This window comes from Streptomyces sp. NBC_01294, assembly GCF_035917235.1.
Taxonomy (GTDB): Bacteria; Actinomycetota; Actinomycetes; order Streptomycetales; family Streptomycetaceae; genus Streptomyces; species Streptomyces caledonius.
Genome location: NZ_CP108423.1, coordinates 1,906,292 through 1,930,140, shown reverse-complemented (window position 1 = coordinate 1,930,140; position 23,849 = coordinate 1,906,292). Strand labels below are relative to the sequence as shown.

The window sequence follows — 23,849 nt, the reverse complement described above, 5'->3', positions numbered from 1 at the left end:
CTCGCGGTGAGGGTGGGGTCGGTGGGTGCGCGTAGCCCTGTCAGCGCCGCCGATGGCGTTCCATCGGCGGCGCTGGCAAGGGTGGTTGGAGCGGGGGTGGGACCCGGCTGGCCGGGCCCCACGCAGGCGACTCAGAAGATGGTGTCCCCGCGGGGGAAGAGCGCGTCATCGTCGAAGTCGACGGTGGTGGTCTGCTTTCCCTCGGCCTTCTTGCGGCGGGCCTCTTCGGAGGCCGGGGGCATGTCGGGGTGTGTCTTGGGCTTCTTGTGGAGCCCGAGGAACACCTCGTCGGCGTAAGCCTGGTGGTTGAGCTGGCGCAGCCGGTCGATGATCTCGGTTCTGGCGAGGAGGCCGATGGTATAGCGCGGGCCCTGGTCGGTCTCGTGGAACCCGTGGTCGAGCGGGACCGTCACGTGAGTCGGGTCGGCGGGTGGCATCGCGCCGGTCTCGTCCAGAAGGTCGTGCCAGCCGTACGCCTCGACGGTGGCCTTGTCGATCTCCTCGTGGATACGGCGGAGTTCGGCGATGTCGGCGTCTTGGCAGGTCTCGTCGTGGACGAGGTTGTAGGTGGCGGTCAGGCCGATGTTGCGGCGCAGCATGAGTTCACGGCGGAACTCGTCGAGGTGAGTGCCGGCGGAGCGGAGTCGGTCGGTGAGCGGCGGGCGTACGAGGGTCTCGAAGACGTCCGTGGGCGTGTAGCGGAGGTCGCCCTTCATGGTGGAGGCACGGTCGAGGGCCCACCAGTAGTGGGGGGCACCACTCAGTAGAGCCAGGAGGGCGAGATCATCATTTGCGAATACAGCCAAGGCGTGCGAGAAAGTCTGCCCAGTCGGAACGAGAGCCGGCATTACCGATTTACTCACGAGTGTGATAACCACACACCGTTCAAGCGGTGACAGGGCTCGTTCCATTCCCTCTCGATAGTCCGCGAAGCGCCACCATCTACGTGCGTGCGATGCCCTATTGCGCTGCTCGCGCTCCGGCTTCACTAGGCGTTCGATGATGCGCAAACAATCGGGGAAGTTTTCGGCTTCAGGTAGATCCAAGTCGCGAAAATTAATGATCCATCGACTGGCCTTTCCGCCCGGAATCTGATTGAGGTCTTGTCCGATCAAGTAAGGCTTGAGGATTTCGGCGTTACCTGAATCCTTTGAGATCAATTCGTGGGCTGCGTCCGGGGTCAGTAGGAATCCCGAGCCGTTCACATGATGCCCAATGAACGAGATACCTTGATTCATTGCCAATGGTGTTACATCTGCCGAGACTCGAGAGGCTGCTGACAAGGATGATGTGATGCCCGTAACGGAATGGCCGTCGAGTACGGAGCTTTTCCCTTGAGTGCGGCTCATCCATACGGCGCAGAATTCAAGAGCGGCACTCCGGGCAGGCCAGGGGCGGCTTTTTACGGCGCGATTGATAACCCACCCAGAGGCTGTCAGCTGGTCAAGTCCGACAGCGCGGGTATCCCCCTGTGCGAGACTATTTGTCGCGATTACGTTTACCGTGCCCTGTGGCTGCTTAACCAGGGTGCTGCAGCGCATGAGGAAAAAGGCAACAAGATCCGTGTTCGTCTTGCTTACGCCCTTCGACACAATCGTGGCAAGGTGCTTTCTATAGGCCAGTCCAGTGGACGGAGTGACCTTCGGGCCGCCGAGGAACGGAGGGTTTCCGATGATCGCGTCAAAGCCTCCGTCCTTGAACACCTCAGGGAAGATGATGGGCCAATGCAACGGTCTGCGGGTGGCGGCCTTTTCGGGGAGGTCCGTCGCCAGCCATTCGTCTGAAAGGGTCTGGGCCTCGACTGTTGCCTCCTCCACACCGCTTGTGATCACGTAGCCGAGTCCCGCAGCTGCCATCGGCGCCTCTGACCGCCTCAACGACCACCCTTGGCGGGCCATCTCCTTCTGCAACGCTTCCCGCGCTGGAAGGGGGCCGGAGCCATGAGTAGCGAGAGCAGCACCAACTGTGAGGTCTGAGAGAAGGGCAATCTGTCCTGCTCTCTCGCTGACCTCGGCCAGGATCGCCCGCTTCTGCGCCACGCCTTCTGCGTCACCCGGCAATGTGGCAATCCGCATACGCTGTCCCGAGAGCTGGTCTGTCAGCTCTCTGACACCGCTTGTGAAGTCAACAACGCCACGTCGATGCCGCCGTCGCCCCCGTGCCGCATCGAGGTCCATGACCTCCAACTGATCCAGTGACGTAATGCCCAGCAGCGAGTCGCCGGCCACCAACCTGTCGTCCAGGAAGGTGAACGGGCGGTCCGGGTCCATCGAGACTAGCCACAGAGACAGCTTCGCCATCTCGACCGCCATGGGGTTGATGTCCACCCCATACAAGCAGTGCTCGATGATCTGGCGGCGTGCCCCTATGACCAGCGGGTCGGACTCCGTGTCTGCCGCCGTCACCGTGTCCACGGCGCGGCCGGCCCGGAATGTGACCGCGTCCTCCCGGTCCTCCCGGGCCCACGCTTCGATCAGCCGGTCGCCCAGGTAGCGGCACGCCGCCACCAGGAACGCCGCCGAGCCCATCGCGATGTCCGCCACCTTGAGGGCCAGGATCTGCTTCGCCGACTTCGGAATCCAGGCCGCCTCGTCCGCCGTCTGGAGCGGGCCCGGCTCGTACACCAGAGGCTCCAGCGCGTGCCGGACGACCTCCTCCGCCAGCGACCTCGGCGTGTAGTGCGTGCCGGTGTTCTTGCGGAGGGAGGACTCCGTCACGAACAGCGCACCGGCCGGGATCACCACCGGCAGACCGCGCAGGTCGAGCCGCAGCAGGTTCACGAACGGCAGTAGGCGTTCCGTTAGCTCGGCGTCCCGGGAGGCCGCCTGGAGGCGACGCTTCGACTCCGCCACCTCCTCCGGCTTCGCCGGGGCGAGGAGCTTCTCCAGCTTCGCCGCGCTCGCCGGCGGCTTCGGGTCCTTCCACTTGTCGTGGATCTTCTTCGCGAGGGCTTTCACGTTGCCGTTCGAGGTCGCCGCCAGCGACTCCAGCTCCCGCAGCGGGACCTCGTGCTCCATGCCCGCCGGCCCTATCAGGCCGACCATCGTCTCGGTGGCGCGCTCGCCGTCGTACGAGAGCAGGCCCTCGTACACGTAGCCGATCTGCTCGACGTCCAGGGCGCGGAAGCTCAGCGTGCGCCTCTCGCGCTGCCTGCCCGAGCCGACGCTCACCTCCTGCACGGACTGGAGCATGTGCAGGACCGTGCGGTCGTCGATCGGCAGGAGCGGGGTGGTCTGCTCCAGCCAGGCGTAGGTATCCGGGGCGAAGATCGAGCCGTCGTATGCCGGAAGCTTCAGGTCCGGGTGGTCCACACCGCCGTGCACCGCGTGGAACAGGGCGATGAGCCGATGCCAGGCCGCCGTGGTGTGCTCCAGCGAGGCTGCGCCCTCCGCGTCCGCCCGGGCCTTCAGTTCCGTGCGCAGGAAACGGGCCGAGTACGACTTCGCGTACACCTCACGGTCCGCCGGGAGCAGACCGCGTTCCTCGGCGAAGAGGAGGAAGACCACGCGCATCATCACCGCGACCGCGCCGCGGTAGACCTCGTCCGCGCCGACCCCGCTCGCCCGCAGGCCGGGCGCGCCCTTCTCCATCGCCCGTACGTCCGCCCGGCCGATGGCGTCGACCAGAAGTTCCACCGCCTGGCGGACCTGGACGCCGAGCGCGTCCGTGACCTCGTCGCCCGCGTCCAGGCTCTTCTTCAGCAGGCCTACCAGGGTCTCCGATTCCGCGTACTCGAAGAAGCGGCGGCGGCGGAGCAGGGAGAGGAAGGCGCGGACGACGTTGCGTTCCGCGGCCTCGTTCCAGCCGATGGCGTCGAAGACCGCTGTCGTCGTCACGCCGCCGACCGGCGCCCATACGAGGCACCACCAGCGGCCGTCGGTGAGGAGGCCGAGTGGGACGTTGTGGTGGCGCAGCAGGCGGGCCAGGCGATCGGCCGGGCTTGCCGACCAGTCGTCTCCCCACGCAGGCCGGGCCGTGGGAGCCGTGCCGCTGGGCACCGTCATGCCGAGGACGCGTACCTGCTTGGCTGCCGCTTCCGCGTCGGGCTCCGAGACGAGGTCCGCGCCCGGCTCGACTAGGGCGAAGTCCGCACGCAGGCGGGCGCCGTGTTCGGGGACGTCGAGGGTGAAGCGGTCCAGGACCAGGTCCGGAATGTCCTCGGCTTCGCCCTGGCGCAGCGCGAGGGCGTCGCCCCACTCCAGCAGCGAGCGCAGGACGTACGCCACCCACTCGTCCCGGCCCGCCGTGGTGTCGGTCTGCCAGTCGGCGTGATGGGCACGCAGCCGGGCCCTCAGGTCCTTGTCGAGGGCGTCGAGCTGCGGCCAGGTCTGGAGGAGGACCGGCAGGGTCAGGAACGGGCCCGAGACCTCGGTGAGGTCGAGCCACTCCTGGTGCTGGGCGCGGCCGTCGAGCGCCTTGGCCTTGGCGGCGGCGAGGCCTCGGGATGCGTCGGGGCGGCTCATCGGCGGGCTTCCTTTGCGGGGATCACGAAGACGACGGCGACGGGGAAGAGGTGGGAGCGCGGTTCGTCGTAGCGGGCGGCGATGGCCGCCAGCTCGCGTTCCCGTTCGGTGCCGAGGTCGTCGAGGCGGGTCTGCCAGCGTTCGCGGTCCTCGCGGTACTGGCGCTGTTCTGCGGTGGTCACCTCGCGAGTGCCGAAGAGGGCGATCTGCTCGTTGGCTTCCTCGCCCTCCTCCTTGAGCTTGGCGCGCAGGGTGGCCTCGAAGCGGTCGAGGGTGCCCTGGATCCGGCGTTCTTCCTCAGCCTTGCGATCGTCGAGCCGCTTCCCCAGGCTGGCGCGCAGTTCGCGGGCGCGGGCGGCGAGCGATTCGTACAGGGGGCCGTTGAGCCGGGTCCAGGCGTCCGTGAGCTCCTGGTGCAGGGCGGGCGCGGCCTTGGTGCCGTCGGTGAGCGCCCGGGCCAAGGTGGCGCCCTGGGTACGGACGGAGTCCCAACGGCGGAACCGGCCCGTGTCACCGAACCATCCGCCCGCATACAGGATTTCCTCGTGCAGGCGGGTGCCGTCTGCCGCCACCAGCACGTAACGGGCATAAGCGGAGACGAGGGTGGTCTGGAGGGCGGGGTCGTCGCTGACGACGGCCGTGACGCGGTGCAGTCCGACGCTGTCGGCGTTCCACACGGCGGCTGTGAGCAGCCGGGTGGACAGGGCGACCAGCGGGTGCTTGAGGTGGGCGAGGACGACGTCGTCGCGGCCGAGCGAGGCGATCTGCGGGTCGAAGGTGACCGGGCGCTGCTCGGCGGGGCGCAGCTTGTGGGCCAGGCCCCGGGTTGCCCGCTCCCAGGTGCCGGACAGTGGCGGAACCTCGTACAGGCCGCCCTCGAAGTCCTCGCTGTGGTGCGGGGCCAGGGGCTGCTGGTGGTCGAGCGCGAGGGCGGTGTCCACCACCCGCTTGATGTTCGACGGCGTCAGGCCGAGGGCGTCGACCGTCTCCTGGTACTGGTCGGCGAGGCGCTTGGCCTGCGCGGTGACGTTCTGCTCGGCGGCGATGGTGCCGCCGGTGCGGCGACCGGCGATCTGCTTCGGCTTGGCGCCTTCGATGTCGACGGGGGTCTGGTCACCCGTCATCCGGCGCTGCACGGCGTCGGCGATGACCGCGTTGACGGATCCGAGGTCCTCTTCCATCTTGGCGACCTTGCGGGCGACACGGGAGAGGAATTCGAGGTCGGCTTCGTAGGAGCCGGCCTTGGCCTGTTCCCATCCAGAGCCGATGAAGTGGGTGATCTCCGGGTCGTGGCGCTGGCCCCATCGATCGATGCGGCCGATGCGCTGTTCGAGCTTGTTGGGGTTGAACGGGATGTCGTAGTTGAACAGCCGGTGGCAGTGGTTCTGAAGGTCGATGCCCTCGCTGGCGGCGTCGGTCGCCAGCAGGATGCGGACCGTGCCCTCTTCGGTGGCCGGGTCGGCCTGGAAGCCGAGACGGATCTCCTCGCGGTCCTCGGTGCTCAGCCCGCCGTGCAGGACCGCGATCCGGCCGCCGTCGGTGAGTTCGTGCTGCCGGAGCAGGTGGAGCAGCCACTTCTGGGTGTCGCGGTACTCGGTGAAGACCACCACCCGCTCATTGGTCCAGTGCCGGTCGGGACGGCAGATGGCCTTGAGCGCGTTGATCAGCGCATCGGCCTTGGAGTCGGCGGCGGCCTCGTGGGTCAGCGCCCAGCGTTCCATCTGCCGGAGCAGGGTCAGCTCTTCGCCGTCCTCCTGCGGGGTCAGGCTGGTGGAGCGGGTGAGGGCGTCATCCTCGGCGTCGGCGAGTCCCAGGTCGTCGAGTTCGGCGGCCAGGTCCGGGAAGTCCTCCAGCCAGTCCGGGACTTCGGCCGCGGCCGAACGCGGGCGGCCCTGGGTGTCGTCCAGGTGCGAGAGGTAGACCTTGACGGTGTGCAGGAAGGCGGCGGGGGAGGAGAAGAGGCGCTTCTTCAGGAGCAGTGTGACGAGGTCGGCGGCGCGCCGACCGCCGCGGGCCTTCGGAGCCATGCGCTGCCTGCGCAGGTCTGCGAAGCTGCCGAGCAGGCCGTGGACCTCGCGCTCGACGTCCGTGTACTCGACGGGGAGTTCGCGGGTCTGCCGGGTGCGGAAGCGGGGGGTGCCGTCGGGGTTGGTGACGTTGGCCTTCAGCCGGCGCACGACCGTCTCGTCACGGGACTGCTTGTCGGGGTCGACTCCGCGGGCGAACTTCTGATTGTCGATGAGTTCGAGCAGGGCGGTGTACGACTCCGGGTAGCCGTTGTGCGGGGTGGCGGAGAGGAAGAGGCGGTGCTCGAAGTGCGGAACCAGGCGCCGGATCAGCTTGGTCTGCTGGGAATCGACGGCGTACACCTGCTTGGGGGCGGCGGGTGCCACGTGATGGGCCTCGTCGAGCACCAGAAGATCGAAGAAGCGGCGCAGGCGGGCCCCGTCCTCGGTGTTCTCTTCGTGGGTGGGGACCACCTCGTCCAGCAGGCGCTGTGCCTTCGCGCCGCGCAGCCAGGGCAGGGAGACGATGGTCAGCGGGTGGACGCGGAAGGGATTGGCCGCCGTGCCGTGGGTACGGCGCAGCCGGGCGCAGTGCTCGGAGTCGACGATGGTGAAGTCGAGGCCGAATTTGTCGTGCAGTTCGTCGCGCCACTTGAGGGTCAGGCCGGCCGGGCAGATGACCATGACCCGGTGGGCCCGGCCGCGTAGCAGCAGTTCCTGGACGACCAGGCCGGCCTCGATGGTCTTGCCGAGGCCCACGTCGTCGGCGAGCAGGAGGTTGACGCGGGGTGCGCCGACAGCTCGGGAGACCGGTTCGAGCTGGTACGGCTCGACGGCCACGCCGGACCGGAAGGGCGCCTGGAGGGTCTTGACGTCGGCGGAGGCCACGGCCGACCAACGGACGGCGTCGAGGAACGCGGCCAGGCGGGAGGGCGGGTCGAACTGGCCGGAGGAGGCATCGGGCAGCGAACCGCGGTCCAGGACCCTGCGCCCCGGCTCGACCTCCCATATGACGGAGAGGGTGTCGCCGAAGCGACCATCGGCGACCGACTGCAGGTGGACCAGCGTGGCTGCCCGGCCACTCGTGGGCGGTGCCGCCTCGACCCGCGCCACGACCCAGCTCTGACCGCGCACCTCGACCAGCTCGCCCTCTTCGGGGAGCTGGTCCGAGGGACGTGTCCCCTGACCCTGCCGGGTCGTCTGCGTCATGCTGCCGCCTTCTCTCCATGGCTCGTATGCGCCCATTGCATACGGCATGAGCCTACGCAATTCGGAACCCCGAATGCGGGCCTTCCGTAAGAGCAGACTAACAGAGCGATAGTGCTGTGAACATAGTTCACGTGATCAGCTCTCTGGGTGTCACGCGGACCTGAGGAACTGGTCGAGACGTACAAGGAGCCCCTCGGCCCGGGTGTGCCGTTCGTCGCCCGCCGGTAGGACGCGCTGCTGGTCGGCAAGCAGGCCGGTCAGCTGATCTCGCGCCGACTGGACCTGTCCGCCGCGGGCCATCAGCGCGGCGATCTCGTACCGGGTGTCGAAGACCGTCCGGTCCATGGGCCCGAACACATGCTGCTGTACCGGCAGCAGCGCTTCGAACTCGTGCAGCGCCTCAGGGGTGCGGCCGAGCTCGGACAAGCAGCGGGCGGCCCCCGCCCGGCATGCGAGGACGTCACGGTCGGTCGATGGGCGGGATTTGCGCAGCGCGCTCCCGAGGGCGAAATAGCCGTCGTAGGCGCGGGTGAAGTCCTCGCCGGTAAGCAGCATCTCGTTGAGAGCGAGGCTGAGAGGAGCGATGTCGGGGGCGTCGAGAGCGTGGCGCCCGGAGTGCTGACGGAGGAGGTCCGCGGCCGCCGCATGCTCGCCCTGGTCCATCAGCCCTCGTGCCTGCTGGGCGAGAGGAGTGGGGGCGGGAGGGCCCGGATTCTTGATCGTGACCTGGGGTGGGGGAGGGCTCGGCGCGGGGGGTGGTGGCTGCGACAGCCACTGGCGGGCCACTTCCTGCACTTCTCGCGCCGACGGGCGTTCGGCGGGGTCCTTGGCGAGCAGGCGCATGACGAGATCCGCGAAGGCGTCGGGCAGCTCCGGCCGTAGCTCGGTAGCCGGGCGGGGCTTGTCCTTGATGTGGCTGAGGATCAGGACGTACGGCGAGGCGCCAGGTGGGACCGTCAGGGGCGGCTGCCCTGTCGTGATCTCGTACAGCACGCAGCCGAGGGCGTACAGGTCACTTCGGGAGGTTGCGGGCCGCCCCTCGCCCTGCTCCGGTGAGATGAAACCTGGTGTGCCCGGCATCTCGTTCGTCCCGGTCAGCCGGGGCTGGCCCGGCTCAGGCTCTCGGGCTGCGGCGATGCCGAAGTCCAGTACCTTCACCGTGCCACTGCCGGTGAGCATCAGATTCGACGGTTTCAGGTCCCGATGGATGACACCTATGCGGTGGGCGTGTGCCAGCACGTCTGCTGTCTGCGCCGCCACGGTCGCGGCCAGGGCCAGGGAGAAGGGGCCGTGCTCCTTGAGCTGGGCGGACAAGGTCCGTCCGTCCACGAGCTCCATGGCGATGAACAGGAGGTCGCCCTTGTGTCTGCCGGTCTCATGGACCGTAGGCACCCCCGGGTGCCCAATCCGGGCGGTGAGCTGGGCCTCCCGCTCGAAGCGCTGTTCGAGGCGAGTGAGGTCATCGCCGGCGTTGCGCGAGCGCAGCAGTTTCACCGCAACCAACCGGTCGAGTTGCCGGTCCTTTGCCGACCAGACCTCGCCCATCCCACCCCGGCCGAGCAAGTCGAGGAGCTCATAGCGCTCTTGGATGACTCGTTCCACGCCTTCTCCGGCCCCCTGATCCCGTCCGCCCCCACGCGGCACGTCTCACGCATCCTCTCACCGCCACCCCGGCGAGCAGCCGAAATGGCGAAATGATCACCCCGGATAGGGGCCCTGAGGCAGGGCGAAGGGGCGCCGTGGATCCTCGGGGCCGAAGCCGTGCAGGAGGAAGGGGCCCGCAGACGCCCCTGGCAGCCAGGGGCCGAGCGCGGCATAGACATCCGCCGCCGAAGCCGGACGGTCCTCCCGGTTCTTGGCCAGGAGGGCGAGCAGGAGCGCCTGTAGTCCTTCGGGAACGTCCACACCGTGGTCCGCGAGTGTCGCCGGGGGGTCGAACAGATGCTGGCTCAGCAGGGCCATGGGCTGCGGGGCGGAGAAGGGCGGGACGCCGGCCAGCATGTGGTGCAGCAGGCATCCGACGCTGTACAGGTCGCTGCGCGGGTCCAGGGCCGGGTCTCCCTTGAGCAGTTCGGGGGAGGCGTAGAGGAGGTTGCCGGGCTGCTGTCCCGTAGCAGTCAGCCTGGGACCGTCATCCGCCACCAGCTTGACCAGGCCGAAGTCCAGGATCTTCACGACGCCGTCCCGGCGGATCATGACGTTCTCCGGCTTGAGGTCCCGGTGGACGAGTCCGGCGGCATGCGCAGCCGCCAGCCCCGCACAGATCTGAGCCGCGGCGGCGGCGGCCGAGTCCACTTCGAGCCGCTCCCTCTCGTCCAGCACGGTGCCGAGCGTGGCTCCGTCGACGAGTTGCATGACGAGCCAGTGGACGTCGCCGGTGATGTCGGCGTCGTAGACGGTTGCCACATTCGCGCTGTCGAGCGCGGCGGCGGCCTTGGCCTCCCGCTCGAAGCGCCGCTTGAAGTGCTCCAGGTCGCTCGGCTCGGTCCGCGCGCCGGCGGCCACGGTCTTGACGGCGACGGGTCGGTCCAGGTGCAGATCGCGGCCTTGCCAGACCTGGCCCATGCTTCCTTTGCCCAGCGGGCGCTCCAGTCTGTAACGGTCTTTGAGTACGTCTCCTGCATGGACGGCGCGCATGACGTGCTCCTTCTGGACATCGGCGTCGGCGATGAGTGCGGGAGTGATCGTATGGCCAAAGAGTGCCTGATTTCGCCCTCTGGTGGGCTGTGAACAAAGTCAACGCTCGTAGTACGCTGAGTGCAGGGAGGGGCTGGGGTGTCTTGTTTCGTGTGCCCCGGTAAGTCGAAACGTTTCGCTTTCATCGGTATTGCCTGGGAGTGCAGATGACCTCGTCGCCCGCCGTGCCGGTCTCACTGGCCGAAATCGCGCGGCTCGCCGGTGTGGGTCGCGCCGCCGTGAGCAATTGGCGTCGTCGGCACGAGTCCTTTCCCGAGCGGATCGGCGGCACGGATGTGAGCCCTCAGTTCTCGCTGACCGAGATCGAGGTGTGGCTGCGCGAGAACAAGAAGCTCAAGAAGGACACGGAGCGCGAGTGGCTCTGGCCGCAATTCGAGGCGCTCGGCAGTCGTGATGCGGCAGGTCTGGCCGTAGCGGCCGCCGGACGGGTCATGAGCGGTGCGCAGGAACCTGCCGCGGATGAACCCGATCTTTCGGACGAGGCTCGGCAGCTGGTCGACAGGGCGGCGGAACTCGGGCGGCGCGAGGGTGCGCTGGAGACGTTCGAATTCCTGCTGCGGCGATGGCTCGATGTCAATGTGCGCCAGATCAGCACCACCCCGGAGCCGCTGGCCACGCTCATGGCGGACCTCGCGCACGAAGCGGGAGCGCTTGCGGACGGCGGCGGGCGCCACGGCGTCGGGACTGTTCTGGATCCTGCCTGCGGAACGGGACATCTCCTGGCCGCGGCCGCGGCGTACGCACCGGCCAGGTTGATCGGATGTGATCGGGATCCGGTACTCGCCGCGCTTGCCGAAGCCCGGCTCATGCTGGTGCCGGGGCCGCCACGGGGAGGTCCGGCGTCAGAGGTCCGGGCTGCCGACTCCCTGCGAGTCGACCCCTTCGGTGATGCCCGGGCAGATGTGGTGCTGTGCAACCCGCCCTTCAATGAACGGGACTGGGGATACGAGGAGCTCGCCACCGACGCGCGGTGGGCACACGGAGTGCCGCCGCGCACCGAGCCCGAGCTCGCCTGGGTTCAACACTGCCTCGCCCGGCTGTCTCCCGGCGGTACGGCGGTCCTGCTGCTGCCACCTGCTGTGGCGTCCCGCAAGGCGGGACGCAGGATCAGGGGATCACTGCTGCGTACCGGGCAACTGAGGGCCGTTGTGGCATTGCCGCCGGGCTGCGCGGCGCCGCACAGCGTCTCCCTCCAGCTCTGGGTGCTGCGGATGCCCGGGAGCGTCCAGGAAGCGACGTCGGGCGAGGTGCTGCTCGCCGATGCAGCATCCCGCTTCCCCCGGACACAGGCCCGGGATTCGGTACCGGACTGGAGTGCGCTCAGCTCTTTCGTCCAGTCGGCGATCGACGCGGCCGCGGGTCGGGAAGCCGAGGCATCAACATGGCCTGAATTCGTCAGATCCGTACCGGTGATCGACCTCCTCGACGATGAGGTCGACCTGACCCCAGGGCGCCACATCGCTCCAGCTCCTTCCGGCGCCGGCTCCCGACGCGCGGAATCATGGGAGGAGTTCGGCAGGGTGGCGGCTGCTCTCGACGAAGCCGGCGGGCGCCTGGCCGCGCTGGAACTCTCCGGTCAGGGAGCCGGCACGCCCTCGACGGCGACCGTGGGCGAGCTCGCCCGCGCCGGTGCGCTCACCCTGCGCGGCGGCCAGCAACCGGCCGGGGGAACGGTCTGTGAGGGGCAGCCCGCCGCTGACGGAGTCCCGCTGCTCACCGTCCCTGATCTGCTCATCGACGGTGAGCCGCACAGCTGGATCTCCGCCGCGGATGCCGAGACGGAAGGCACGCTTGTCGTCCAAGCCGGCGACGTCGTGGTGGCCGGAGTGGCTCGGGCTTTCTCCGCGTGGGTGCACCAAGGCCGCCCGACGGTGCTCGGACCTCAGCTCTACGCCTTGAGGGTGCATCCGGAACAGCTCGACGCCTGGTTCCTCGCGGGATCACTGCGTGCACCGGCCAATGCCCGTCAGGCCGGTACGCACGCGTCGAGTTCGTCACGCGTCGATGTACGCAAACTTCAGGTGCGGCAGGTCAGCCTGGCCGAGCAGCAGACCTACGGGGAGGCGTTTCGTCAAGTGGCCGTGTTCGACAAGGCTGTCCGGCGTCTGAGCGCGCTCGGTAGCGGACTCGTGCGCGACCTCGGCGATGACCTGGCCGCCGGGCGTCTGGCCGGAATCGCCTGACGGATCCCGGCGGTCGGTGAAACGCCGATCACGGCCCTTTCGGGCGGCAGCCGACGAACGCGCGCCTCAGGCCTCTGGCCGGTGTCCGAGCTTGGGATCTGTGAGTCGCCCGGCGATGTTCGCATCGACCTGGCGGCGCACGTCTTCCACCCACGCTGCCAGGGGCGCGGGCAGCCCAGCTGCGACGTGCCCGGCCTCGTCGACCGCACGGATCGCCGACTCGATCTCACCGAACTCGAGTCGGCACCTTGCGAGGCGCAGCCGCAGCACAGCCCGGTCGGCCCGCTCCTGCGGGCCCTCGCCGTGTACCAGGTCGTCTGCGGCGCCCTGGTAGAAGTGAACAGCTGCACCGCAGTCGCCGGCCAGGTAGCTTCCTTCGGCTGCCAGTTCCCAGATCTGACGCACCAGGGGCCGCCGCGAGCCCCATTCCTCGCGTGCCTGGTACGCGAGCTCTCCGAGCCGGCGTACCGCGTCCCTCGGCTTGCCGCTCCGGATCTCGCGCCGGGCCTCGTCGCAAACCCGCTCGACGGCGCTTGCGTCCAGCCATTCGTCCTCATTCTCGGACACCGGCGGGGCAGGCACCGGCAGCCGCCGTCCGACTGATCGCTCGCGCGGCAGCCGAAAAGGAGCCGTCGGGTCCCAAGGGAGGCGAGGGCGAGGTTCGGGAGAGTCGACGCACGGTGTCAACGGGCCAAGCACGGCCTGGACTTCGGAGATCGAGGGGCGTAGCCCGGGATCCTTGGCGAGCATGCGCAGCACCAGATCATCCACGGCGTCCGGGATTCCCGCCGCGAACAGGCCGGGCGCCAGCGGGTCCTCGTGCAGGTGCTGCTCGATCAGTCCCATTGTGCCATCGACGACGAAGGGCGCCCGGTCGGCGAAGAGTTCGAAGCATACGCAGCCGAAGCTGTAGATGTCCGTACGCGCGGTGGTGTCCCTCTCCAGGATCTGCTCCGGAGCCTGGTAGCCGCGGCTCCCGAGTGTCGAGCCGTGTCGTGTGTACTGCGTCGCCCCGATCCCCAGGGGTTTGGCGATGCCGAAGTCGATGAGGACCACTACGCCATCGTCGGAGATCATGACGTTCTGCGGCTTCAGATCCCGGTGCACGACGGGCAGCGTGTGCGCGCAGGCGAGAGCCTCCGCCATCTGTGCCGCCACGGCGACAGCCACACTGAACGTGAGCGGTCCGTGCTCGCGGAGGAACTTGTGCAAGGTTACGCCCGGTACGAGGCGCATCGCCATGTACGGCAGTTCCTGGTGCGATCCGTGCCCGTACAACTCGGGAATTCCTGGGTGATCCAGTTGCTCGAGGAGTGTGGCCTCACGGCGGAACCGGGCGCGGAGCGTGTCGAGTTCGTCCCGCCGGTGCAGGGTGTCGAGCTGCCGCAGGTCCTCCGAATCCGGGCGGAGGAACTTGACCGCCACGTCCTGCCCGGTTTTCAGATCCTTGGCGCGCCATACCTGTGCCATGCCGCCCTTGCCCAGCGACTCGGACAGCTTGTAGCGACCGCCAGCTACTTCTCCGGCCCGGATCGACTGTGAGCCCATGTCCACCGCTGCGCCCCTCCATGCTCCTGTACCACTCGATGCCCGCCAGCGTAGCGTGAAAGAGTGAGATTGCGATTTATCTATGGACTAAGTTCACAGAACTATGTCATTGTGAAAGCGCGCTCGGTGATGTTGTTGAAACCTTGCGTGCTCCCGTCCGCGCTGCCCTCACCAGGGGGAACCATGCAGAATTTGCCCGGGACCACCGGACACGGCTGGCTGATCAAGGTGAGCTCCAGGACCGCCCGTCCGGACCCTGCCGCGTGCCCGTCCCATCTGCATACGACGGTGAGGCCCCTGCTCGCCGCTGATCCGCCCGTACCGTTCCGTCCCGCCCCGCGCGAGGAGTTCGGCTTCGGGCCCCTGTTCGCCGCAATGGACCTGTGGGAGCACGACGGGTGGCCGCTCCACCGCGTCATCGACGAACTCCGAGAGACCCGAGGTGTCTTCCGGGGCCGGGGTGCGCCGGTGCATCCCGCTTTGCTGGCGTGGACCATTCACGCCCTTGAGCGATACGCGGCGGCCCGTGCCCAGGAGCAGCAGACGGCGTCGGCAGCCGGTCTCCCGAAGACCGAGCCCGTTCGGCTTGGCTGGACGGTACGCACCAAGAGGCAGACCGACGCCGACGCGAGGGGGGCGCGGCAATACGAGCAGACCACCTGGGGCAGGCAGTACTCCTCCTCCGACGGTTCTGTCAGGGACCTGTGGATTCCCTCTCTGGGGCAGGCCAAGCGGGACCGCGCGGCGGCGGAGAAGGCGGCCATCGCCCATGCCGTGGCCAACGGAGTGCCCTCCCCACGCCGCCGCCGTGGAGCCGAACCACCGGAATGCGCCACTTCTGGCGGGCGAGGGGCGGACCGCGTACGCGTATTCGACTTCGGCTGTGCGGACGGCAGCGTCACCCTTCTGCTCGACTGGGGCCGGACCGAGGTGGCCGAACGGTTCGCCGCTGACGCGGCCCCCGCCTTCCATCAGGCCGCAACCGGTGCCGGCACCCAGCCCGGCGAGAGCTGCGTCGACTGTAAGGTCATCAGCCGGTGTACGGCCCTGCCCAGAACGCCACAGCTGTGGGGTGGGGTGCCCGCGGTACCGGCACGTCGGCGCCGCTCACTGTCCGCGTGGGACCTGCGTCTGTACGGCGAGTGCCCCACCCAATACCACCTCGTGCGGCAACTGCATCTGAACGACCTGACCGCGGAGAACGACGGAGCAGGCCGGGGTCGGGCCGTGGATGCCTGGCTGAACGACCGCCACGCGGCACGTCCGCAGCGAGGCTGCCGGGACCTGCCCGCCCCGGAGGAGTCGGCGATGGCCGCGGAGTTCGGGCTGGAGGCTCAGCAGGCGAGGGAAGGCGCGCGCATGCTCGACGCCCACAGGGCGCTGTGCCCACTGAACGGCGTGGGGGCCGAGGAACAGGTACTCGTGCAGCACCGGGTGACGGCCTACATTCCCGAGCTCGACGTCGTTGTCCTGGCCGTGCCCGACCTCTTGTCCACCTACAGGGGCAGGTGGATCTGGCGAGAGACCAAGACCTCGTCCAGCCCCTTGTGGGAAGGCCGTTCTCTCCTGCACTCCTACCCCCAGCTGGCGCTGGCCGTACTGCTGTTCTCCGCTGGGGCCCTGGGCACGGACCCGAACCGCTCCTGGGTCGAGCTGGAACATCTGCGGGAAGGCCGGGGAGACAGCCGTCTGGAACGCATCGACCCGGGCCGTCCGGAGGTCGTCGCAGAAGCCCGCGCGGTCATCGCCGGACTCGCGCAGCCACTCCTGGACGACACGACGTACGAGCCGAGGACCGGGCGCCATTGCCACGGCTGCCAAGCACGTGCCTGGTGCGGGCCAGGCCGCGCGTACACCACGGACCACCCGCGGCATCCCGAGCCTCCCCGTCAGGCCGGCGACACTCGGAGCATTCATGTCTGACCTGGCAGCGGGCCCGGACTGGCTCGCCAATCGCGATGTCGTCCTGCTGAGGGACGTCGCCACGGCTGTCGTTCGGCTCGACGGAGCAACCCGGCTCGACTCCTTCACTCTGCCGTACCCGGCAGAGGCCCAACGCGCCCTGGACGCGCTCGTGCTGCGATGCCTGCGTGACGGCGCGCGACCACCGTCGGGAGTGCCCGAGCTCATCCGCTGGTGCCGGACCCGCCCACTCGGCAGCTGGCCACTCGATCGGCTGCCGGACGGACTGTTCGGGACCGATGACCGCCTGATCAACGCCGAGTCGGGCGAACCGACCCAGCTGTGCCAGGAACTGGCAGTGAAGGAGCACGGGGACAGCACCGGCCGGCAGTACGACCGAATGGTGATCCGCGAGGCCATGAGGGCGTGCCGCGACGCGTCGTCCCCGGAGTCGTACACCTCGTTCCGCCGACTGCTCGTCACCCGCCCGGTGCTGACCGAGGCGGACTGGTTCGACATCAGCACCGATCTGTACCTCGACCCGGTCGGATTCCTGATCGAGGAGGTATACGCGCCGGTGCCCGTCAGCTACCGGAGGCACGGCTCCTACCTCAGCTGCGGTCGGTGCCTGACCCTGCTCACGCCTCTGGCCGGGGGCGGTTGGTGGTGCGAGCGCGACCAGTGCCGACACCGGGGTGCAGCGCCGCACGGACGCCTGCTTCATGCCGCCGACGTGGGGGGACTGCGTCAGCTTCGCAGGCCGTTGCGGCAGTTTGTGACGGGGCCCGGACAAGCGGAGACCGCCCTGGAAATCGAGTTGAGAAGCCTTGGACTCGCCGTGGAGATGTGGCCCGGCTTCGATGCATACGACCTCAGGATCACCTTCGCCGACGGGCACGTATGGGCGGTGGATGTGAAGGACTGGGCACATCCGGGTCTGCTCGGTCGTGCGGCGACGCCGGTTCGGCCTGAACCGTCGTACGACGAGGCCTGCTGGGTGGTGCCGAGCTTTCGCGTGGAGATGCGCCGGGACTATCTCGACGTCTTCGCCCGGGAACGTGGCGCGCACGCCCGTGCCCTGGCTCTACTCACCGACAGCCAGCTCCTCACGGCGGCGCAGCGGCGCGTGCGCGGCGACCGCAGCGCCAAGGCATGCATCACACCGGCGGACTCAACGGACGATGGAGCAGACAGTGCGTGACCGCAGCAGTTGGTACCAGCAGCTCGTGCGTGACCTCAGGCCCTGGCCCGAGGAGCACGCCGGCACGAAGCCCGCACTGCTGTGTCAGGTGGAACTCGGGCTGCGACTCCTGGAGACCCTCGCTGACGGCTGCGCCGCTGACGGCGTCTGGACGCTCCTCGGAGGCTATCCCTTCGCCCAGGCTGCCGGTCTGGCTGCGGGGCCCGATGCCGATCTTGCCCTAACCGCGGCGCGGCATCTGCTGTGGCCCATGCGCCGCCGACGTATGTGGCAGCAGAGCCTGGAGGCCTACTTGGAGCTGCCTGAGCGGCTGCGGGCCTACCGCGTACCGATGGGCGGCGGGCCTGCCCGGCGCGTCAGCCCCTTCGTGGCGGCAGACCGCTTCGTCGCATACGACGCGGCATTGAGCAGGATCCCCGACTTCTCCGCGAAGCCGCTTCCGCAGGCCGGCGAGGGTGTACACCGCTTTGTGGAGCGGCGCAGGCAAGCTTCGGTCACGGTGCCGGCCGACTTGGTGTTCGATCCTGCTGCGGGTCACGATGTGCGCGCCGGACGCCCTGGTCTCTCCGGGCCGGTTGACGTACCGCTTGCTGAACTCGCCTACACCGCACGGTGGATGGACGAAACCGAGGGTGCACGCGGCATCAAGCCCGGTGGCTGGGCCGAGCGGCTGACACGAATCGAACTCGACACGCGCACCGCGGACGGAACAGACTTCGAGAAGACCGAGGCGCTCAGGCTTGATCAGCTCACGCATCTCGTGGGCATGGTCGGCGCCGGCAAATCGACGTTGATGATCCTCGTGGCGGTGTGGGCCCATCAGAAGGGGATGCGCACCACGCTCGTCGTCGGGGACGTCGCCGAGCAGCTCGTGCTGACTGAGCTGTTCCGGGGCCTGGGTCTTCGTGCGGGGCTCGTGCAGGGGGGCACCACCCGTCAGCAGCACGCCCAACGGCTGCACAGGCGGCTCGCGGCCCGAGGTCAGCACTCCCTCCTCACCCACACCAGCCGCGCCTTCGCCCATCTGAGCTCAGCCTGTCCACTGGACGCGTTGCGGGGGCTGGACGTGTCGGAGCCACTGCGCCATGCCGATGCGCCGTGCGACCGACTGCACCCTGTGCGCACGCAGGAGGTAGCGCCGGACGAGTCCGCGATTGTGCGGGCCACTCGGGAACTGGTGCATGCCCGTGGCGCACAGCCCACGAGCCCGGATGTGACCTCGGAGACCGAGGAATTGCGCAATCCGCACGCCTGTCCGATCTGGAGTGCATGCCCGCGCCATGCACCGGCTCGGGACCTCGTGGATGCGCTGATCTGGGTGGCGAATCCCTCGAGTCTTCTCCAGACGGCAGTGCCCCGACAGCTCAACGCAGAACGCCTGCGCTACCTGGAGCTGGCGTGCCTGCGCAGTGACATCGTGATCGTGGACGAAGCCGACCGGGTCCAGATGCAACTCGACCAGATGTTCGCACCTTCGGCGACCTTGGTCAGCACAGGACCGGAATCCTGGCTCGATCAACTCCAGACCCACGAGATCGCCGAACTGGCCCGGCAGGGCCGACTGCAGTTGTCCGAACGGGATGTCGAGCGTTGGTCCGCCGCCCTGGACGTCGTCGGCTCGGCAGCCGACAGACTCTACGCGATGCTCATCAGCGACAAGAGGCTGCGGGACTGGGTGCAGATCGACTACTTCAGTGCCTGGACCCTCCAGGAGAAGTTGCTCCACGCCTGGTACCCGCCACACCCGGCCCGGACCGTGCGGAAACTCGACTTCGATCAGGACATCGAGGACGAAGTCGAGCTCTACGCAGACGATGAGGGGCTTGGACCGGGGCCCGGTGACGCCCCTCCGGTAGCCACTGAACCTTGGGCCGCGCGTCGTGAGGAGGTGACCAGGTTCTTCGACACGTTCCGGGACGACCCTCTCGGCGATCGAGGGCCTTACGCGACAGCCGCCGACTCCCTCGCCGACCTGGCCCAGGATCTTCTGCACACTCTGAATGAGAAGCACACGCGGCGCCGGGTCCGTGCTCTTCTGGAGAGTCTGCTCGAAGGTGCGCCGGACCGAGAGCAGCGCTCGATGCTGAAGCGCCCGGCCGATCGCGATGTCCCCGCGGAGGACACCCCGTTCACCGAGGAATGGCTGGAGACCAACGCTCAACGACTGGAGTTCACCCTCATCCTCGCCGCCCTGCATCAGCGCCTGGACCGGGTCACATTTCTTTGGCCTCAAGTCGAAGCGGCCCTGCGGCTCGATCCGGGCGGTCATGAACTGACTCGGAGGCCGCCACTGGACTACGCGCCTCTGCTGCCCGAGGCGCCCATGGGCAATGTGATCGGATTCCAGTACTTGCTGGAGGAGCGCCCTGCCGTTGGTGACCGCGAAGGACGCCGCACCGGCACTCTGCGCTTCTTCCGCTGCGCCGGCGTAGGGCGTGAGCTGCTGCTGACCCTTCCCCGATTGGGTGCGGTGCCGGAGCGGCGGTTGCCCGGCCCGCACGTCCTTCTCATGTCCGGCACCAGTTGGGCAGGGACCTCGACGCGCGCTCATGTGCTGGCACCCGTCAACGTCGTACTCAAGCCGCAGCCGCAAGCGCTGGACGCGATCCGGAAGACTGTGTTCCGTACCGAGTTCCAGTACGACGACGCAGGTCGGCCGATTCGCTTGTCAGGGCAGCCCCCCGAGAAGCGGGCAGACGTCCTCCGCATGCTGGTGCACAAGCTCGCTCGACCCGGCCAGGACGGCGGCGCCGGCCCGCTCCAGCGTGAACTCGCCCAGATCAAGGACGAGCGCCGTCGACGGGCCCTCCTCCTCGTGGGCAGCTACCGGGAGGCTTCCGCAACGGCGGAACTCCTTCAAGAGATCCCCCGTTGGAGGGGAAGGGTCCGTGTTCTCGCCGCGGATGACGCGGAACTGCAGAGCACTGACGACCTCGTCAACGGCGGCGCGACCCCTCACGCCGGTGCGGTGCGTCGAGGTGACCTGGCCTCGTTTGCCGATGATCTGGATGCCGAAGTGCTGGTGGCGCCGATGCTCGCCATCGAGCGTGGGCACAACATCCTCACAGTCCCACAACGCCCCGGTGAGGAGCGTGTAGCCGCGTTCGGCACCGTGTTCTTCCTGGTGCGTCCCCACCCACGCCCCGATGACCTCTTCCTTGCGGTGTTCGCGGTCAACGACTGGGCCACCCGGTTCGTGCGCGACCACTCCGGCCTCACTCAGGGCACGTTCACTGAGCTGGTGAGCAAGGCGGCAGACCTTGACACGGCCGGAAGTGACTTCAGAACTGCCGCGCGCGGAGTCTGGCGGCACCTGTTGTCGCGCCGTTATGTCTACTCCGCGCTGTCCGATGCGGAGAAGGTGTCCTTCGCTTGGGACCAGCTCGTGACCATCTGGCAGGTGATCGGGCGACTGGTGCGGGGTGGGGTGCCGGCGCGGGTCGTGTTCGTCGACGCGGCCTTCGCGCCACGGCTCGCCGCCGAGCGGACCCGGTCCGTTTCGCCGGGGCGGCTTCCGCGCTGGCTGAGCGACCCGGGTCTCCTGTTGCGGCTGAGAGACGTGCTGGCCCCCTACTTCGCACCTGAGACCGATCCCACGGCCTTCCCTGACCCGGCTGACCCCGCTCTCGTCAAGTTGCTCTACAGGCCCTTGTACGAGGCCCTTTGCAACGGAGGCAACTGATGTACAAGAAGATCCGCAGGGCTGCCTATCACCTGGCGCCCGGGGCAGCATGGACCGCGGACTTCCGTGCATTCCGGTTTCCGGAGCACTGGCAGCAGGGCCTGCTGGAGCTGCACAATCACGGACGGCCGGAGGAGGCACGGCACAAGGTCCTCCCGACCCGGCGGCTGGACGGTGTGTTGCAGACCCTCGCACCCGACGTTCTCATCCGTCCTCGACCGCGGCCCTCCGTGGGTGGAGAGCCCCTGCCCGTAGAAGACTTCTGGATGTATGCGCCGGCTGAGGTGCCTGACCCGCTTCCGGGGAGCTCGCTGGAGAAACTGCTGGACGCCTGGCTGCGTACGCTTGGCCCCAAAGGAGCGGCCGAGGACGATCCCGGCTTCCGGTCTCAGCTGCTTCGTTGCAGCGCCAAGCTGAAGCAGCACCTTCCGGCGTGGGAAACGATCTCCGGTGTGGGCCTGCTGGACACGCCCGTCACGGCGGGCGGTACCGCAGCGCCGGAGCCGCGGCAGTTCCACCTGGCCACCGACACGCTGGCGCGCAGGATCCTCACGTTGGACCCCTTCCCTTTCGAGGGAGGCGAGCTGCGTTTCCGTGCGCTCCCCCGGGGGCCCCGCGACCAGGGTGCGGAACTGATGTCCCAGCCCGTGTGCCGCACCATCAAGCGCAAGGACTGGTGGTTCTCGATCGTTCTGAACGTCTCCTTGCAGACGACACCGCTGGATCCGCGGCCGCGACTGCACCTGCACTGGGGCGTGCGCCGCTGGGCCACCCATCCGAAAGCGGAAAGCAGGCGCCTGCACCTCCCGTATCGCGAGGCCACCACGGTGTATCTCCAGCCGAGGATTCCCTGGCTGCCCGGGGCACCCATCACGGAGCGCTACGCCCTCGCCCGCCTGAGGCGTGAACGTGAGTCCGACCGGTTCGCCTGGGCCGAGAACGATCCGGCGGGGATCCTCCGCCGGCTCAGTATCGCGGGGGTCTTCCCCGACCCGGATCAGCTGCTCTCGGAACCCGCCACCTGGATCGGGGAAGGGCGTGCTGTCCAGGCCGCGGTGGTTCACAGCACGCGGATGGGCGTCCACGAGGTGGGTCCCGGCCTCATGCCGCATCAGCGCTCTCAGCTCACCGAATGGGCGGAGCAGGCATTGCCCGACGGACTGACACGGGTTCCCGACCTGGTGCGCGGCCGAGGCCGGGGCATCGGAGCCCCGGCGAACCGGCGGCCGAAGCCGAGAGGCGACGCCGACAAGAAGGCAGAGGAATTGCGCGCAGCGGTGCAGAGGCGAACCACACTCGCCGCCCTGTCCCGTGTCACGGGGCCGGATGCGGGACAGGGCGGCTCCGTCGTGGAGGCCAGACTGTTGTGGCAGACCGCAGAGCTTCGGCGCCAGGCGGTTGTGGCCTTCGCTCAGGCCTTCGGCCTGGACGGCGACGGTGGCGCCGGAGCCAGAGGTCTTTCAGACCGGACTTTCGACGAGGCGCGTCCGGGTGCACCAGCCGTCCTGGAGTGGCGGACGCCCGAGCTGACCCTGCGCGTGCGCTGCCTGCCACTGATCAACGGGTTGGGCGATCGTCTCGTTCTCGACGAGTCGATCGAAGGCAAGGGCGCCCGCATCGCCGCCGCCATCGCTGCACGCCGACGTGAGCTTTGTACATGGCTGCGCCAGGACGGTTTCGACCCGACTCGTCCTGGGCTGGCCATGGTCGAGATCGCGCACCGCACCACCTTCCGACCGGCTGAGACAGACCCGAAGTTCGCTGTCCGGCTCGGCTGCGCCGATGCCGGGCTCCTCACCCAGTTCGTCGTCACGCCGTCCGACGACTGGCAGATCAAGAATGTCGAGAGTCTGGATCACCGTGTCCACAACGGCTGGCTCGATGGGTTGCGGCAATTGGGCGTACGTGTCCTGCCCCAGCACACACTCGGCGGTGATCTCCCTGAGGAGCTGGAGTATGCCGCGCTGTGGATGGTGAAGCGGCGCAAGGACGGCCCGACGCGGCTGTCGAAGCATCTGCCGATCGCTGTGCTCGTCTCCCCGTTGTCGGGGAGCGAGGGCCTGGCCGTCGTACGTGGCTGGGATGACGATGCCTGCGACTGGATCCCCTACCCCAGCTTCCTTCTCCACCTGGTACAGAAGGCCGAGATCGATCCGGATGCCTACTTGGAACCAGATCAGCTCATCCCAGGACAACCCGATGAAGGAGGCGCAGAGGACTCCCGTGTGACCTCCCAGGAACGGCGATCGAACTTGGCGCGGCAACGCCGGGAGACCGCGAGTTTCCTTCAGCGCGTGCTGCACTCACTGCGGGGGCGCCCGACGGTTCTCATCGCACACGCCCAGAACAGCAGATCGCACTGGCCATGGCTGCAGGACGGCCAGATCGTCCGAGATCTGCTCACGACAGGGCACGCGGGTGCCGGTCGCCTCGACGATGAGCTGCGCCTGGTACGGATTCGAGGCCGCGTGGGCCGCGAGACTGCACAGTGGTGGGGTTTGGCCGAACCCGGGAAGGCACACGGGCAACCGGCGGGCTTCTGGGCCCTGCCGGTCACGGACGATGAGCGGTGCTCGGAACAAGAGCGGATCTTTTACAGCACCACGGAGCGTCCCGGGACGCACGCGATCTCGCCCGCCCTCGACAGGCTCGCCACCCGCGTCAATGCTGCCGGACACCTCACCTCTCAGGCCGGGACAGGAGCCTGGAACCCGACGCTTGTCGAGATCGCTGTGCTGGGATGCCACACGGAGTCCGAAACCCTGGATCACGTGGGGCGGAAACCGGATGCCCCAGAGGCGATCGCCCTGGCGATGCACCAGCTGCGTCAGGCACCGGACTACCCGGCACCGCTGTCTCTCCCCCTCCCCCTGCACCTGGCCAGCCTCGCACAGGCATATGTCCTGCCGATGCTCGCCGAAGGCGAACCTGCGGAGGAAAGAGAGCACGAGTGAACAG

At 68.3% G+C, this 23,849-nt stretch carries 10 protein-coding genes; 5 read left to right on the top strand and 5 right to left on the bottom strand.

What is annotated here, in order from left to right; translation table 11 throughout:
* Positions 1–131: 131 nt before the first annotated feature.
* The 4 genes from OG534_RS08605 to OG534_RS08590 form a co-directional block, all read right to left on the bottom strand.
* Positions 132–4,463: an Eco57I restriction-modification methylase domain-containing protein gene (locus OG534_RS08605; RefSeq protein ID WP_326587497.1), complete on the bottom strand. Its 4,332-nt coding sequence runs from the start codon at positions 4,461–4,463 to the stop codon at positions 132–134.
* On the bottom strand, positions 4,460–7,678 hold the full coding sequence (drmD, locus tag OG534_RS08600) for a DISARM system SNF2-like helicase DrmD (RefSeq protein ID WP_326587496.1): 3,219 nt from the start codon (positions 7,676–7,678) through the stop codon (positions 4,460–4,462). The genes OG534_RS08605 and drmD overlap by 4 nt, the downstream gene beginning before the upstream one ends.
* 150 nt (positions 7,679–7,828) lie before the next feature.
* Entirely contained in the window at positions 7,829–9,280 is a 1,452-nt protein-coding gene (locus OG534_RS08595) for a serine/threonine-protein kinase (RefSeq protein WP_326587495.1), read from the bottom strand.
* A gap of 96 nt (positions 9,281–9,376) precedes the next feature.
* On the bottom strand, positions 9,377–10,315 hold the full coding sequence (locus tag OG534_RS08590) for a serine/threonine-protein kinase (protein WP_326587494.1): 939 nt from the start codon (positions 10,313–10,315) through the stop codon (positions 9,377–9,379).
* A 206-nt stretch (positions 10,316–10,521) separates the two neighbouring features.
* Here OG534_RS08590 and OG534_RS08585 point away from each other — a divergent pair, with 206 nt between their 5' ends.
* Positions 10,522–12,558 carry an N-6 DNA methylase gene (locus tag OG534_RS08585; RefSeq protein WP_326587493.1) on the top strand — a complete coding sequence of 679 codons (2,037 nt, stop codon included), beginning with the start codon at positions 10,522–10,524 and terminating at the stop codon, positions 12,556–12,558.
* Between the two features lie 66 nt (positions 12,559–12,624).
* On the opposite strand, the gene OG534_RS08580 is transcribed toward OG534_RS08585, so the two are convergent.
* Entirely contained in the window at positions 12,625–14,106 is a 1,482-nt protein-coding gene (locus tag OG534_RS08580) for a serine/threonine-protein kinase (RefSeq protein WP_326593526.1), read from the bottom strand.
* A 69-nt stretch (positions 14,107–14,175) separates the two neighbouring features.
* Here OG534_RS08580 and OG534_RS08575 point away from each other — a divergent pair, with 69 nt between their 5' ends.
* Genes OG534_RS08575 through OG534_RS08560 form a run of 4 tightly spaced genes read left to right on the top strand, consistent with a single transcriptional unit; the run spans position 14,176 to position 23,845 of the window.
* A complete protein-coding gene (locus tag OG534_RS08575; protein ID WP_326587492.1) occupies positions 14,176–16,029 on the top strand; it encodes a PD-(D/E)XK nuclease family protein in 1,854 nt (617 codons plus the stop codon).
* A complete protein-coding gene (locus tag OG534_RS08570) occupies positions 16,022–17,209 on the top strand; it encodes a restriction endonuclease-related protein (RefSeq protein WP_326587491.1) in 1,188 nt (395 codons plus the stop codon). Before OG534_RS08575 ends, OG534_RS08570 begins: the two co-directional genes overlap by 8 nt.
* Positions 17,202–20,891, top strand: coding sequence for a hypothetical protein (locus OG534_RS08565; RefSeq protein ID WP_326587490.1), 3,690 nt, complete (start codon positions 17,202–17,204; stop codon positions 20,889–20,891). Before OG534_RS08570 ends, OG534_RS08565 begins: the two co-directional genes overlap by 8 nt.
* Positions 20,891–23,845 (top strand): pPIWI_RE module domain-containing protein, encoded by a 2,955-nt coding sequence (locus OG534_RS08560; protein WP_326587489.1) that lies wholly within the window; start codon positions 20,891–20,893, stop codon positions 23,843–23,845. The genes OG534_RS08565 and OG534_RS08560 overlap by 1 nt, the downstream gene beginning before the upstream one ends.
* The last annotated feature ends 4 nt before the right edge of the window (positions 23,846–23,849 follow it).

Bases quoted from the DNA above. Each gene is read 5' to 3' on its own strand.
- OG534_RS08585 (WP_326587493.1), top strand. From the start codon at position 10,522: ATGACCTCGTCGCCCGCCGTGCCGGTCTCACTGGCCGAAATCGCGCGG.
- OG534_RS08580 (WP_326593526.1), bottom strand. From the start codon at position 14,106: ATGGGCTCACAGTCGATCCGGGCCGGAGAAGTAGCTGGCGGTCGCTAC.
- drmD (WP_326587496.1), bottom strand. From the start codon at position 7,678: ATGACGCAGACGACCCGGCAGGGTCAGGGGACACGTCCCTCGGACCAG.
- OG534_RS08560 (WP_326587489.1), top strand. From the start codon at position 20,891: ATGTACAAGAAGATCCGCAGGGCTGCCTATCACCTGGCGCCCGGGGCA.
- OG534_RS08590 (WP_326587494.1), bottom strand. From the start codon at position 10,315: ATGCGCGCCGTCCATGCAGGAGACGTACTCAAAGACCGTTACAGACTG.
- OG534_RS08605 (WP_326587497.1), bottom strand. From the start codon at position 4,463: ATGAGCCGCCCCGACGCATCCCGAGGCCTCGCCGCCGCCAAGGCCAAG.
- OG534_RS08570 (WP_326587491.1), top strand. From the start codon at position 16,022: ATGTCTGACCTGGCAGCGGGCCCGGACTGGCTCGCCAATCGCGATGTC.